Origin of the sequence: Streptomyces sp. JJ66 (assembly GCF_019303495.1) — a bacterium.
Taxonomy (GTDB): Bacteria; Actinomycetota; Actinomycetes; order Streptomycetales; family Streptomycetaceae; genus Streptomyces.
In genome coordinates this window covers 60,267-73,938 of record NZ_JAEVFI010000009.1, presented here as the reverse complement: position 1 = coordinate 73,938, position 13,672 = coordinate 60,267, and the positions used below count along the sequence as shown (strand labels likewise).

The 13,672-nt window shown below is 73.6% G+C and carries 14 protein-coding genes; 9 read left to right on the top strand and 5 right to left on the bottom strand.

What is annotated here, in order from left to right; translation table 11 throughout:
• Window positions 1-14 precede the first annotated feature (14 nt).
• The 6 genes from JJV70_RS08740 (at window position 15) to JJV70_RS08715 (ending at window position 7,695) form a co-directional block, all read left to right on the top strand.
• Window positions 15-1,370, top strand: coding sequence for an O-antigen ligase family protein (locus JJV70_RS08740; RefSeq protein WP_219047271.1), 1,356 nt, complete (start codon window positions 15-17; stop codon window positions 1,368-1,370).
• Window positions 1,367-3,124, top strand: a complete 1,758-nt coding sequence (locus JJV70_RS08735; RefSeq protein WP_308294745.1) for a lipid II flippase MurJ — start codon at window positions 1,367-1,369, stop codon at window positions 3,122-3,124. The genes JJV70_RS08740 and JJV70_RS08735 overlap by 4 nt, the downstream gene beginning before the upstream one ends.
• 181 nt (window positions 3,125-3,305) lie before the next feature.
• Window positions 3,306-4,046 carry a polysaccharide deacetylase family protein gene (locus tag JJV70_RS08730; RefSeq protein WP_219047270.1) on the top strand — a complete coding sequence of 247 codons (741 nt, stop codon included), beginning with the start codon at window positions 3,306-3,308 and terminating at the stop codon, window positions 4,044-4,046.
• Window positions 4,043-5,191 (top strand): glycosyltransferase, encoded by a 1,149-nt coding sequence (locus tag JJV70_RS08725; RefSeq protein WP_219047202.1) that lies wholly within the window; start codon window positions 4,043-4,045, stop codon window positions 5,189-5,191. Before JJV70_RS08730 ends, JJV70_RS08725 begins: the two co-directional genes overlap by 4 nt.
• 321 nt (window positions 5,192-5,512) lie before the next feature.
• Complete coding sequence (locus JJV70_RS08720) at window positions 5,513-6,508, top strand: hypothetical protein (protein WP_219047201.1); 996 nt, start codon at window positions 5,513-5,515, stop codon at window positions 6,506-6,508.
• Window positions 6,505-7,695 carry a GNAT family N-acetyltransferase gene (locus JJV70_RS08715; protein WP_308294744.1) on the top strand — a complete coding sequence of 397 codons (1,191 nt, stop codon included), beginning with the start codon at window positions 6,505-6,507 and terminating at the stop codon, window positions 7,693-7,695. The genes JJV70_RS08720 and JJV70_RS08715 overlap by 4 nt, the downstream gene beginning before the upstream one ends.
• Here the strand turns inward: JJV70_RS08715 and JJV70_RS08710 are convergent.
• The 3 genes from JJV70_RS08710 to JJV70_RS08700 all read right to left on the bottom strand — a co-directional run bounded on the left by JJV70_RS08710 (window position 7,661) and on the right by JJV70_RS08700 (window position 9,760).
• Complete coding sequence (locus JJV70_RS08710) at window positions 7,661-8,920, bottom strand: glycoside hydrolase family 26 protein (RefSeq protein WP_219047200.1); 1,260 nt, start codon at window positions 8,918-8,920, stop codon at window positions 7,661-7,663. The two genes, JJV70_RS08715 and JJV70_RS08710, sit on opposite strands and share 35 nt — an antisense overlap.
• Before the next feature lie 253 nt (window positions 8,921-9,173).
• The gene (locus JJV70_RS08705; protein WP_219047199.1) at window positions 9,174-9,410 is read right to left on the bottom strand and encodes a DUF397 domain-containing protein; all 237 of its coding nucleotides are present in this window, start codon (window positions 9,408-9,410) and stop codon (window positions 9,174-9,176) included.
• Entirely contained in the window at window positions 9,407-9,760 is a 354-nt protein-coding gene (locus JJV70_RS08700) for a Scr1 family TA system antitoxin-like transcriptional regulator (protein WP_308294743.1), read from the bottom strand. The genes JJV70_RS08705 and JJV70_RS08700 overlap by 4 nt, the downstream gene beginning before the upstream one ends.
• 36 nt (window positions 9,761-9,796) lie before the next feature.
• On the opposite strand from JJV70_RS08700, the gene fxlM reads away from it, so the two are divergent.
• Window positions 9,797-11,026, top strand: a complete 1,230-nt coding sequence (gene fxlM, locus JJV70_RS08695; protein ID WP_219047198.1) for a methyltransferase, FxLD system — start codon at window positions 9,797-9,799, stop codon at window positions 11,024-11,026.
• 317 nt (window positions 11,027-11,343) lie between these two features.
• On the opposite strand, the gene JJV70_RS08690 is transcribed toward fxlM, so the two are convergent.
• A complete protein-coding gene (locus JJV70_RS08690; RefSeq protein WP_219047197.1) occupies window positions 11,344-11,703 on the bottom strand; it encodes a hypothetical protein in 360 nt (119 codons plus the stop codon).
• Window positions 11,704-11,717: 14 nt separating this feature from the next.
• Entirely contained in the window at window positions 11,718-12,971 is a 1,254-nt protein-coding gene (locus JJV70_RS08685; protein ID WP_219047196.1) for a helix-turn-helix transcriptional regulator, read from the bottom strand.
• Window positions 12,972-13,126: 155 nt separating this feature from the next.
• Between JJV70_RS08685 and JJV70_RS08680 the strand changes: the two genes are divergently transcribed.
• Complete coding sequence (locus JJV70_RS08680) at window positions 13,127-13,312, top strand: hypothetical protein (RefSeq protein WP_219047195.1); 186 nt, start codon at window positions 13,127-13,129, stop codon at window positions 13,310-13,312.
• A 173-nt stretch (window positions 13,313-13,485) separates the two neighbouring features.
• Window positions 13,486-13,614, top strand: a complete 129-nt coding sequence (locus JJV70_RS08675; protein ID WP_219047194.1) for an albusnodin family lasso peptide — start codon at window positions 13,486-13,488, stop codon at window positions 13,612-13,614.
• Window positions 13,615-13,672 lie beyond the last annotated feature (58 nt).

Below are 13,672 nucleotides of genomic sequence, written 5' to 3'. Positions count from 1 at the left end.
CGGCGGCCACGGCGATGACGGCACCCTCGCCGCCCGCCGGGTTCCGCACCAGCCCGGCGGGCCTGGCCTGCGGCCACCTCGCCCGCCACGCCCGGCACTTCGGCCCGGTGCTGCCGGTGGTGGCCACGGTGCTGCTGCTGTGCGCCCCGCCCGGCCGGGACGACGCCCGGGTCTCGCCCGCCGACGCCGGGTCCGCCCTGCTCGTGCTGTGGTGCGCGGTACGCCTCCTGCGCACCCGGGCCCGGCCGCTGACGCCGCTCGCCGCCTGCGTGCTCGCCGCCCCCGTCGCCGGATGCGCGCTCGCCACCCTCACCTCCGCCGACCCGGCCGCCGGTCTGCCCGGGTTCGTGCGCTACGCCCAGGTGTTCGTACTGGTCCCGGCGGCGGTGGCGCTGCTGCTGCGCGACCACCGGGACGCCCGCCTGGTCGCCGGAGCCGTGCTGCTGACCGCGCTGGTGCAGGGCGCCGTCGGCGTCCACCAGTACGCCACCGGCACCGGTGCCTCCTACCAGGGCCGCGACCTGAGGGCCGTGGGCACCTTCGGGCCGCTGGATGTGATGGGCATGTCCACCGCCGTCTCGCTCGGCCTCGTCGTCGCGCTCGCTATCGGGCTCGCGCCGCCCGCACGCGCCCCGCGCTGGGTACGGCCCGCCGCGCTCGGCTGCGCCGCGCTGCTCACCGTGCCGCTCGCCCTCTCCTTCAGCCGTGGTGCCTGGCTCGCCACGGCCTTCGCCGCCGCAGTGGTGCTGGTGCTGGCCGGGCGCCGGATCGCGCTGCGCACGCTGGCGGTGCTGGTGTGCGCGGGCACGGTACTCGTCGGCGGGCTCGGCGTCGGCACGCAGCTCATCGGGGAGCGGCTGACCAGCATCACCCGGGTCACCGCCGCCCCGGACCAGTCGGTCACCGACCGGTACGCCATGTGGGCCGCCGCGGTGAGCATGTGGCGCGCGGAACCGGTCACCGGCGTCGGCCCCAAGCGCTTCCCCGCCCACCGGGACAGCCACGCCTCCCTCGCCCTGTCCTCCGGCAGCGACACCGCGGGCGCCGGGCGCGGCTTCCGGCGCGAACCACTGCTCTCCCCGCACAACATGTACCTGCTGGTACTCGGCGAACAGGGGCTCATCGGACTCACCGCGCTCGCCGGGAGCTGGGCGGCGCTCGCGGTGCTGGCCCTGCGCCGGTACCGGGCCGCGCGCCGCCAGCGCGCGGGGGACGCCGACGTGGGGCTCATCGCCGTCGGCCTGCTGAGCTGGCAGCTGTTCGACTTCGCCTACGCCGACATCGGCGGCCCCTCCACCATGCTGACCGCCGTCCTCCTCGGGCTGGCGGCCTGGTGGGCGCTCGGCCCCGGCCGGACGGACGCCCGGTGAGCGGCGTGCGGCACGTGCCGGACCTGGGCGAGCCGACCGCCGGGGAACACGCCGGGCGGGCGGGCGCCGGGCGGTTTGCCGGACAGACCCTAGCCCGGGCCGCCGCGCTGACCGCCGCGCTCACCGCCGCCGGCTCCCTGCTCGGCCTCCTGCGCGACCAGACCCTCGCGCACCTCTTCGGTGCGGGCAGCGGCACTGACGCCTTCCTCGTCGCCTGGACGCTGCCCGAGATGGCGGCCACCTTGCTCATCGAGGACGCCATGGCCCTGCTCCTGGTGCCCGCGTTCAGTCTCGCCCTCTCCCGGCGCGCCGCCACCCCCACCGCCGACGGTCCCGCTCAGCCGGGCGAGGACCCGGTCCGCGCCCTGCTCACCGCCACCTTCCCCCGGCTGTTCGCGGCGCTCGCGGTGACCGCCGCGCTGCTGGCCGCCGCCGCGCCCGTCCTCGTCCACACCCTGGCGCCCGGGCTCGACGACCCCCGGCTCGCCATCGACTGCACCCGGCTGACCGCGCTGACCGTCCTGACCTTCGGCATCGCCGGGTACTTCAGCGCCGCACTGCGCGCCCACCGCTCCTTCGTGCCGCCCGCCGCGATCTACGCCGCCTACAACCTGGCCATCATCGCCACCGTCATCGCGGCGCACTCCGTGCTCGGGGTGCGCGGCGCGGCGCTCGGCGTGGCGCTGGGCGGGGCGGTGATGGTGCTCGTCCAGCTCCCCGCCGTCGTCCGCCTGCTGCCGGTGCGGGCGCACGGCGTACGGCCCAGGGGCGGTGCGGCGCCCGCGGGCGCGGGACGGACGCCGCGTACCCGCAGGTGGGTGCGCCGGGCCGGGCGGGCGCCGCACCCCTCCCGGCCCGCGCTGCTCGGGCTCGGTCTGCTCGCGCCGGTGGTGCTGTTCGCTATCAGCCGCCAGTCGCAGGTGCTGATCGAGCGGTACCTGGCCTCCGAGCTGCCCGCCGGAGCCATCTCGCACCTCAACTACGCGCAGAAGGTCGCGCAGATGCCGATGGTGCTGTCGCTGATGATCTGCACCGTCACCTTCCCCGTCGTCGCCCGCGCCATGGCCGAGGGCGCCGCCGAGCAGGCCAGGCGCCGCGTCGAGCGTGACCTGAACCTGGCGGCCGTCGTCGTCCTGCTGGGGGCCGCCTTCGTGCTCGGCTGCGCCCCGTCCATCATCGAAGTGCTCTTCCAGCGCGGCGCGTTCACCGCCGCCGACACCGCGGCCACCGCCTCCGTCATGCGTGTCTACGCCCTCGGCCTGCTCGGGCACAGCCTCGTCGGCGCCCTGGTGCGGCCCTTCTTCTCCGCCGCGCGGCCCACCTGGTACCCGGCGGCGGCCATGGCGGCGGGGCTGCTCCTGACCGTCGTCGCGGGCGCGGCGCTGGCACCGGCCCTCGGACTCCACGGCATCGCCGCCGCCAACGCCGCCGGGATCACCGCCACGGCGGCCCTGCTGCTGTACGGACTCGGCGTGCGGATCATCCGCATCGCCGTCGGCCACCTCGCCGCCGGGCTGGCCCGGCTGCTGGTCACCGCCGCGCTGGCCGCCTGCGCCGGCTGGGCCGCCGCCGCGCTGTGCGGCCCCGCGCTGACCGCCGCACTGGCCGGGGGAGTGGCGGTGACACTCGCCTTCGCCACGGCCGGCTGGGCGCTGCGCGCGCCCGAAGTCCCCGCCCTCGTCGCCGCGACCCTGCGCCGGGCCGCCCGCATCCACCGGCCCCGACCGACCCAGGAGAACCACCGTGTCCGCTGACCAGGCCGCCCCGCCCGCCACTTCCCCCGCCGCCCCGCCCGCCACCGCCACCGCTGCCGCCGCCCTGCCCGCCACCGCTGCCGCCGACAGCCCGCCCCGGCCCCGCACCCTCCCCCGGCCGGTCCCCACCCCGGCAGCCCCGCCCCGGGCCGCACGCGCCGACCGCCGCCCCTGGGTGCTGATGTACCACTCGGTGGACACCACCACCGAGGACCCCTACGCCGTCACCGTCTCCCCGCAGCGCCTGGAGCGGCAACTCGCCTGGCTCGGACGGCGCGGGCTGGCCGCCGTCGGCGTCGGCGAACTGCTGCGCGCGCACGCCAGGGGCGAGGCGCACGGGCTGGTGGGCCTCACCTTCGACGACGGCTACGCCGACTTCCTGGAGCACGCCCTGCCCGTGCTGCGCCGCCACGCCTGCACCGCGACCGTCTTCGTGCTGCCCGGCCGGCTCGGCGGCGACAACGCCTGGGACCCGCTCGGCCCCCGCAAACCCCTGCTGGACGCCGACGGCATCCGCGCCGTGGCCGACGCGGGCATGGAGATCGGCTCCCACGGGCTGCGCCACGAACGCCTCACCACCGCCAGCGAAACCGTGCTGCGCACCGAGACCGCCCGCAGCCGCGAACTGCTCGCCGAGCTGACCGGACAGCCCCCGGCCGGGTTCTGCTATCCCTACGGCGCCGTGGACGCCCGTGCCGTGCGCGCCGTGCGCGACGCCGGTTACGCCTACGCCTGCGCCATCGACCCCGGCCACCTCACCGGACCGCACGCCGTGCCCCGCGTCCACGTCGGCGAACGCGACACCGCCTGGCGGCTGCACGCCAAGCGCCTGCTGCACCCGCTGCGCCGCACCCCGCTGCCGCCGCACGCCCTCACCGTCCCCGGCAGCCCCGGCGGACCGGTGGACGGAGGGGCGCGGTGAGAGCGCTGCACGTCATCACCGGGCTCGGCGTGGGCGGCGCCGAGCAGCAACTGCGCCTGCTCCTGCGCCACCTGCCGCTCGGCTGCGACGTCGTCACCCTCACCAACCCCGGCACCGTCGCCGAGGGCATTCGCGGCGACGGCCACCGCGTCGCCCACCTGGGCATGACCGGCAACCGCGACCTGGGCGCCCTGCCCCGCCTCGCCCGGTTCATCCGCACCGGCCACTACGACCTGGTGCACACCCACCTCTACCGCGCCTGCGTCTACGGCCGCCTGGCCGCGCGCCTGGCCGGGGTGCGGGCGGTGGTGGCCACCGAACACTCCCTGGGCGAGGCGCAGATCGAGGGCCGCCCGCTCACCCCTGCCGCCCGCGGACTGTACCTGGCCACCGAACGGCTGGGCGGCGCGACGGTCGCCGTCTCCGCCACCGTCGCCCGGCGGCTGCGCGACTGGGGCGTGCCCGAGCCGCGCATCGAGCTGATTCCCAACGGCATCGAGCCCGCCCGGTTCCGCTTCCAGGCGGGCGTGCGCCGCCAGACCCGGGCCCGGCTCGGGCTGCCGCGGGACGCGTTCGTCGTCGGCGGAGTCGGCCGACTGGCGCCCGGCAAACGGTTCGACGTGCTCGTGCGCGCCGTCGCCGCCCTGCCCCACGCGCGCCTGTTGCTCGTCGGCGACGGTCCTCAGCGGCTCCCCCTGCGGCGGCTCGCGGCCCGGCTCGGGGCCGCCGACCGGGTGCTGCTCACCGGCGAGCGCGGCGGTGCCGTCGCCGACGCCGACAGCGGCGAGCCGGAGTTGCCCGCGCTGCTCGCGGCCATGGACGCCTTCGTCTCCCCCTCGCGGGAGGAGGCGTTCGGGCTGGCCGCGCTGGAGGCCCTGGCAGCCGGGCTGCCGGTCCGCCACGTCACCTGCCCGGCACTGGACGAGCTGCCACCCGCCGACGCGCCGGGCGCCCGCCGCATCGGCCCGGGCGTGCCCGAACTCGTCGCCGAACTGCGGGCGCTCGCCACCGCCCGGCTGCCCCGGCAGCCGGTACCGGCCGCCGTGCGGCGCTACGACATCAGCCGCAGCGCCGACCGTCTGATGTCCGTCTACGAGTCCGTGCACACCCGTGCCGCCACCGCACCGACCCCACCGAAGAGGTGACCTGGCATGCCCGAGACCGTTCCGGCCGACACCGCGCACGGCCTGGCGAAAGCCGCTGCCCGCGCACCGGAGACTTCCGATCGCGCGGAGGACGCCCCTGGCCGCGTGGGGGACGCCCCTGACCGGGCGGCGGACGCCCCTGACCGGGCGGCGGACGCCGCGTGTCCGGTGGATGCCGGGGGTTGCGCTCAGACCGCGCGTCCGGCGGAAGCCGCTGAAGCTCCGGCCACCCCCAAGGGAGTAACGCCATCCCGGCGGCTATTGCCTTCGCGCCTGCGCCTGGCCCCGCCCCGCCCCGCCCCTCGCCGCCGCTTCCGCCGCGTGCGGACCCGGCCGCAGCGCAGGCGGCGCCTGGCGCTGCCCGGCTGGTGGCCCGTGGGCCTGTGCACGGTGCTAGGGGCCGCGCTCGGCGGCGGCTGGGGCCTGCTGAGCACCCCGCAGTACGCCGCCACCAGCTACGTCGTCGTGGTGCCCGGCGAGGGCTCGGACCCGGCGGCCGCACTCGGCTTCGCCCAGGCATACGGCCGGGTGGCCACCAGCGGCACCGTGCTGCGCGACGCCCAGCAGGCCGCCGGGGCACCGGCCGCTGACCTCAGCGACGCGGTGCGGTCCGCGACATCGCCGGACGCGCCGATGATCGAGATCACCGGCACCGCCACCAGCGCCCGGCTGGCCGCCGACCGGGCGAACGCCGTTGCCGAGGCGCTGACGGCGGGCGGCAACGAGGCCGCGAAGTCCACCGGCGTGAAACTCGTACGCTTCGCCCAGGCGTTGCCGCCGCGTGCCCCCTCCTCACCCGCCGCCCCGCTGTCGGCCGCCGTCGGCGCCAGCGCCGGGGGCCTGGTGGGCGGCCTGCTCCTGCTGGTCCGCCCGCGTCCGGCCAGCCGTACCGGGCAGCCGACGGCCCCCGCCCCGGCCCCCGCCACCGAACACCCGGCGCCACCGCCCGCGCCGGAACCGCCCGCACCCCACGCCCCGGACGCCGCCGGGAAGCCCACGGCGAAGGCGCCCACGGTGCCCGGCTCCGGCGCCGACAGCACCCCCACCACGCGCAGGACCACACCCGAGCGCCCCGCCCCGGAGACCGTCGCCGCGCCCGGCAGCGAAACCGCTACCGAGCCTGGGACCGAGACTGCTACCGAGCCCGGGACCGAGGCCGCCACCACCACCGAGCCCGCCCGCGCAACCCAGCCCAGGTCCACCACCCGCACGCAGACCAGGGGCGGCGGCAAGCGCGGCGGCCGGGGCACTGCCAAGCCGCCCGCGAAGCCGACTGCCGCCCAGCCCACCCCCCGGACAAAGGAATCGGCCCGGTGAGCGCTCTGCCACCCACGCCCGCCACCCCTGCCCTGACCGTCAGCGTCTGCTGCGACCCGCAGACGTTCGCCGAACTCGGCCCGCGCTGGGACGCCCTGCACCGGCGCAGCCCGTCCGTCACCCCGTTCCAAAGCCACGCCTGGCTGCACTCGTGGTGGCTGTCCTACGGCCGCCCCGGACGGCTGCGCCTGGTCCTCGTGCACCGGGGCACCGACCTGGTCGCGGCCGCGCCGTTGCGCCTCGCCTACCGGCCGGTGCCGGTGCTCCTGCCACTGGGCGGGCCGATCTCCGACTTCTTCGACGTGCTCCTCGACCCCAGCTGCCAGGACGCCCCCGCGGCCCTCCAGCGCGGCCTGCGCCAGGCCGCCGCCGGAGCCGTCATCGACCTGCGGGAGGTCCGCCCCGGCGCCAACGCCGAGCGGCTGTTCCGGCACTGGCCGGGACCGCGCAGCCGACTGTGCGACTCCGTGTGCCTGGAACTCCCCGGCGCCCCACTGGACACCCTGCTGGAGCGCCTGCCAGGGCGGCAGGCCCGCCGGTTCCGCGCCAAGCTGCGCAAGCTGGACGCCCTCGGCGTCACCGAGCGCGTCGTGCCCGCTGACGAGGTGCCCGGCGCCGTCGCCACCCTGCTGCGTCTGCACGGGCTCCAGTGGCGCGGGCGCGGCGTGACGCCCGAGCACCTGCGCCCCCGGTTCGCCGAACACCTCACCCGCGCCGCACGGCAGATGGCACGCAACGGTGACGCGGTGCTCACCGAGTACCACCTCGACGGCGAGGTGGTGGCCACCGACGTCACCCTGCTCTCCGCCGACCTGGCCGGAGGCTACCTCTACGGTGCCCACCCCGGCCTGCGGGAGCGCAAGGTGGACATCACCACCATGCTGCTGCGGCACGACGCCCAGCAGGTGACGGCGTCGGGGCGGCGGGTGCTGAGCCTGCTGCGCGGCACCGAGCCGTACAAGCTGCATTGGCGCCCCGTCACCGTCACCAACCAGCGCTTCCTGCTCGCCCGCCGCCGCCTCGCCCCGGCGCTGCGCTTGCTGACCGCGCAGGCGGCGGGCCGGGCGGTGGCCGCCGACGCCGCCCGCGTCCGCCTCCCGCAGGTGCGGCAGTGGCGCACCCGCCTGGCGGGCCGGCTGCCGCGCGGTCTGGTCAGACGGCCGGATGCTGACACCGGCGGGCAGTGAGTGAACGCTGCAACGGGTCCCCGAGTCGCGGCGGCGGGCAGCCGTCCTGCTCCGCCGTCGCGGCGGCACCCGGGTGCGCGGGGGTGACCGCCACGGAGTTCGCGTCGGTCACGTGTGCCAGATCCGAGAGTGCCTGGCGGTAGACGGCGGCCGCCCTGGGGTTCTCGTCGCACTGCCACACCCCGTGCGGGCAGTAGTCGGTGATGGTCTGGTAGAGCGGCTTGTGCTCGGCGAACCACGCCAGCATGCCGCGCATGTACGCGGGATTGTCGCCGTTGCGGAACAGCCCCCACTCGGGGTAGGAGATGGGCTTGCCGTGCGCCTTCGCGAACTCCACGTGGTGCCGCAGCCCGTAGGGCTGGTTGATGTGGTCCTCGAAGTCCTCGCCGGGCGGCTGGTCGTAGGAGTCCAGGCCGATGATGTCCACGACGTCGTCCCCGGGATAGCACTGCGGCCACGGGATCGCGTCGCGCCCGCGGTTCGGCGTGAAGTCGAAGCGGAACCACGCGCCCGGCACGGACCGCATGGTGGTGACGATGCGCCGCCAGTACGCCTTCCACGCCTGCGGATCGGGGCCGCAGCGGTGCGTGTAGGTGGTGCCGTTCATCTCCCAGCCGAGCACGATGACGGTCTCGGGGACGCCCATGCGCACCAGCCGCTCGGCCAGCAGGCGGAAGTGGTGGTCGAACGCGCCGTCCGCCCCGGCCCGCAACAGCTCGCGCACCTCCTGGTCGGGCACCCCGGCCTCGTTGCGCTCCAGCATGGGCACGTTGAGGACGAGCATCCGGTCGGCGTCCGCGCGCCGCCACTGGGCCCAGGCGTTGAGGAAGGCGGGGCGGCCCTCGATGTTCGACCACAGGTCGCCCGGCAGGTAGGTGTGCCCGACCCGCAGGTTCGTGCCCGACAGCCAGCGCTCCAGCTCCGGGATGCGCCGCACCCCGTCCGCGCCGGACGCCAGGAACGCGCCCAGCGCGGGCAGCTCCGGCGCCGACGGCTTCTCGACCTGCGGCAGGCTGAGGGGTGGCTCGCTGGCCGGGGGCGGCGTCGGCGGGGTGGGGCTGGCGGGCGTCGGCTGCGCCGTCGCCGGGGCCGCGACGACGCGTCCGTCAGCGACGCCGCGCGCCCCGGGCTCCACGGCCAGCACCGACGTCGCCAGCATCCCGGCGGTCACGGCGGTGGCGACGGTGAGGCAAAAGCCCGTCAGGCGGCGGTGCGAGGTAGGCATGGCGGGTCCTCCCGGGAGACTCGCCCCCGAGCCTAGGCAGCGCCCCCGCACGCGGCCGGTTCCCAACGGCCCCGCTAGCCCGTTCGCGCTCCCCGTCCGCCCGTATGGCTGACACCGACGCGGCACCATGTTTACGCCCCGGCCCGGAACCCTGCCCCAGCAGACAGCTCAGCACCCCTGGAACGCCGGAGGGAACGACCAACCGCTGGCGCGTTCAGCGTGTCACCGTCCTCGCCGGTGATGGGCCGTCGGGTCAGCGCCGGGGAAAGTGATCAAACTCCCCGGCCCTGGCTGCCGCCACGAACGCCGCAAGCCCGGAGCGGGTGTACCGCAGGGGGGCCAGATCCGGACGCTTGGAGTCGCCCACGGCGACGCCGCCCTCGATGGCCATGAGCTGCACGCAGTTGTTGCCACTGCCGTTGCTGAACGAGGACTTCACCCACTCACCGTCGAGGGGAGTGGCGTACAGCTGTTGCTTGGCGTGGCTCATCGGACTGTCTTCTCCACAGCTCGCAAAAACGTGATCGTATCCTCGGGGCTCAACGCGTGCTCCGCGTGGTCCTGGAACGTGCGCCGGGCTTGCCTGACCTCGGCTGGGACATCATGCAGCATCTCCCCCGTCAGTTTCTCCTGGGAGACGACGCTGCGGTTCACCGCCCCGGGGAAGTCGACGATGGTGAAGGCGGCGCTGGAGATGCTGGGAGCACCAGCCGAGTACGGGATGACGCGCAGCGTGATGTTCGGGTGCCCGGCCATCGTGATCAAGTGCTGGAGCTGGCGCCGCATCACGGCTGGGCCACCGGCCAGGAACGTGTCGCGACCCGGGGTTAGGGTCGCCACAATCGACAACTGAGAGTGTCAGAGGGGACTGACTGGGTGACTGGCGTCCAGATCGAGGATGGCGCATCCGAAGCCGCTGCACTGCGGGACCGTATGGTCGAGGCGATTGTGTCGGGGTGGGACAGGAAGCTGTCCGACGGCGTACTGGCTGCCCTGCGTACGGTCCCTCGGCACCTCTTCATCCCCGAATGCTCACTGGAGCAGGCGTACACGAATGATTCTTTCGCGACGAAGCGTGATGTGCGGGGAGTTGCGCTGAGTACGGTGTCCGCGCCGTGGGTACAGGCGCGGATGCTGGAGCTGGCCGGGCTGCGGCCGGGGATGCGGGCGCTGGAGATCGGTTCCGGTGGGTACAACGCCGCGCTCATGGCTGAGGTAGTCGGGTCGGAGGGAGAGGTCGTCAGCCTCGACATTGATATCGAGGTGACCGAGCGCGCCGAGAAGCTGTTGGCGAGGGCAGGCTACGGCCGGGTGAAGGTGCTGACGGGGGACGGCACCTACGGAGCTGCGGAGCTGGCAGCCGAGGGCGGCTTCGACGCGATCATCGTCACGGTGCAGGCCCCCGACATCCCGGCCGCTTGGCGTTCTCAGCTCGCGACAAACGGCCGCCTGGTGGTGCCCTTGACGTTTCGGGGGACCCATCGCGTCCTGACGTTCGAGCATGAGGGCGACCACCTGGTGAGCAGGGACTCCACCCGGTGTGGCTTCGTCGGTATGCAGGGGGATAACACCCACTCGGTACAGTCGATTGAACTGGCAGGCAGCGATCTGCGGCTGGTGATCAGCCGCGACCAAGCCGCTGACTCAGACGCCCTGCGGGAGGCCGTTGCCTCGGGCGAGGAGTCAACGGAGTGGACCGGGGTGGTGTTGCGGGGTGATGAGGGTGTGCTGCCGTCACTGGAGCTGTGGCTCACCAGCACCACCGACCCCTCGGGAACGGTGTATGCCAGTTCGCAGGCGGCGGAAATGGGCCTGTCGGGGTGGACTATCGCCGCGACCGCCACCTGGACCCACGACACGGTTGCCTACCTCACCATGCGGCCCGGCTCCTCGGGCGGATTCGAACTGGGTGTCCGTGCCTACGGCACTGACCACGCAGCACCGGCCCACGCCATGGCGGAGAGTATCCGGACCTGGAACAGCCTGGGGCGCGGTGCGACACCGGAGCCGATCATCCGTGTCTTCCCGCCAGACGCCGCCGAGGACGGACTCGACGGGATTGTGGTCAGCAACCGCCACTCCCGGCTCACCATCTCCCGGGCCTGATACCCGGCCCGTCACGGACTCCCCGGCCTCAACGCCTGCTCCGGCCCTCGGCCCGGCCGGTGGCTCCCGGCCGCTGATCACGGCTGCCTCCCGGCAACAGAAAAACCCAGGTGAGCAGGGGTCTTAGCAGGTGTGCGAGAAGGACTTGAACTCTCCGCTCGGGCACCAACACGCAACCGCTCCGACCTGGAGAAAGGCCGTATACAGGCTTGGTTTCGGTAGGCGTTTCCCCTGTTCTTGGCTGCTGTATCGGGCTCTCTCGGACCTGTGCTGGTCACGCGTTGGTCACGTGACCAATCCTCGGGCCATGGGCTCGATCAGGACTTTTCGATGACCTCGAAGATATCGGCGTCGGTCTCCTGCTGCCATGCCGGGAGGTCGGGCCAGTCGGCGACGTACCCCGGCTTGGGGCTTTCGAAGTGCTTGAACATCTGCGCCGTCCAGCACACCGCCACGAACCGGCCCTTCTGCTCACGAGACAGCTTCGCCGTGTGACCGCCGCTGATCTCGATGAACTGGCGGACTTGGTCATACACGGCGCCTGCGGCCTCCCGCTCCCACTGGGGCGTGTCCTCCCAAGGGGTGACGTACCCGGGCTTCGGCTCCCCCGGGAAGTGGCGGTGCACTCCTTCGATCCAGGATTCCCGGAACACTCGTGCGCCTTCGACCTGCGACATGCCAACCCCTCTCGTCACGGCGTGCTCAGCGTGGCGATCTCCGCCCCCAGCTCCGCTACCCGGCGGTCCCTGCTCAGGGGGCCGAACTCATCGCACAAGGCTTGGGGTCTACGGGCGACGTACCCGGACGATGATGCTTGGGCCAACCGGATGGCTTCCCGCCCGTATACGACGACTTGTTCCGGGTCACGCCGCTTCGCCCCGACGGCGGCAAGATCGGCTAGTACGGCGCCCCTGCGCCGGTACGACTGCCCAGAGGCAAGGGCGGTCTGGGTCAGTGCCTGCTTCAAGGTCTCTTCTGCCAGGTCAAGGCGGCCAAGCTGTACGTAGCGGGCTCCCCGTTCCTCGGCCAGCCGAGTGCCGTCGAAGCGCAGCCAGCCTCCGTTGGTGCTGTCCGTGCCCAGCTCTAACACCCGCTCGGCCTCGTCCAGCGCGCGCTCGCACGAGGTCAGGTCGCCCATGCCGGCGTACGCCTCGGCCTGGACAGCGGCGACCCAATGACGAGTGGCGAGGCTGCTGTCTCCCCGCTGAGCCAGTGTCTCCGCCGCTCCGAGTATCTGTGCCGCCTGCTCGTAACGGTGTTCGTACACGTCCACGTAGGCGTGCCGGACGAGGGCACATGCCCACAGGTCGAAGGCTTGGGCGTCCTTGCTGACGGACGCCGCCAGGGAGTAGGACGCTGCCGCGTCGGTGTATCGGTTGGCGTCGAAGGCGACTTCTCCGGCGAGCTGGAAGAGGTCGGCTGCCGCGCTGAGGAGAGGGCGTGAGTTGCCACGGGTGTCCGCCAGGGCTTCGTTCAGTGTCGAGAGCTGGTCGCGGACGATGGGGTAGACGGAGCCTTTGGAGCGGGCTAGCTGGTAGACCTGCCACAGGTGGCTGTTCATCCGCGTGAAGTCGGCGGGTGCACCCCTGCGTACTCCCTCGGTGAGGGCTTCCGCCTCCTCCAACGGCAGGGCGGTGAGGGCTCCGCTGACGGTGAGGATGCGGAGGAATTCGCGGCGGATCATTTCGTCGGGGTCTCCCGGGCCTGGGTGGTCACTGGACTGGTGCGCTGTGGCCTCCTGGATGGCTGCTCGTGGCTGCGCCAGGAGGGCGTCGAGTTCGGCGAGAGTGACTTCGAGGGCGATGGCCAAGCCCCGTCGCTGCGGTGGCTGAGGTTTGATCCTGCCGCTCTCCCAGCGCCCGACCGTGGTTCGGTCCACCCCGAGTAACTCGGCCAGCTTCTCCTGACTGTAGCCCAGGGCTTTGCGTCGTTCCGCCAGTCCCATGACGGTCCCTTCCCCTGACCTGAACGTGTGGCATCCCCGTGCACGGAGGTGCATCAAGACTGGCGCATTGATGCCGTGGAGCGCTTGGACTCCCTCCGCTTTTCTTGGGGTTGTCGCAAACGGACACGGTGGTGAACCTGTGGAGGAGTGCGGACATGGCAGCGGAGAACGAGGTGGATCTTGGGCCGGGCCGGGCCAGGTGCCGGCATCGTGGGGAACGGCACGACCCCATCGGATCGGCGCTGACCGCCACCTGGGTGTTGGGCCACGTCCTGGCTCCGTTCCTCCTCGGCGTCACCGTGACTCAGCACAGCGAAGTGGAAGACCTCATGTCGCCCTGACCGATCGGTCGGTACCGGACCAGAAACCGACCGGCTGAGGGGAGCTGCGTGGAGCACGCAGCGATCCAGCCCACGCTCCTCCCGGGCCGCATCACTCGCACCGGGAGGTTGCACCACCGTGCAGGGGCTGCCGCCCCTCCACGCCCTACGGATATCGAACGGAGGTGAACACCATGGAGAACCGCTCCCAGCTCGACACCGAGCCGGAGGAGGAGGTCGTGCCCTTGGAGGACGCGACGCGCCTGACGAAGGGCAACACCAACTCCAGCGTGGAGAACAAGCGCTCGCCCTACGGGGCCTGACGCCCGGCGGCGGCATTCCCGCGGGGTGCCGCCGCGCCCTTTGCCACTCGCAGAAGGA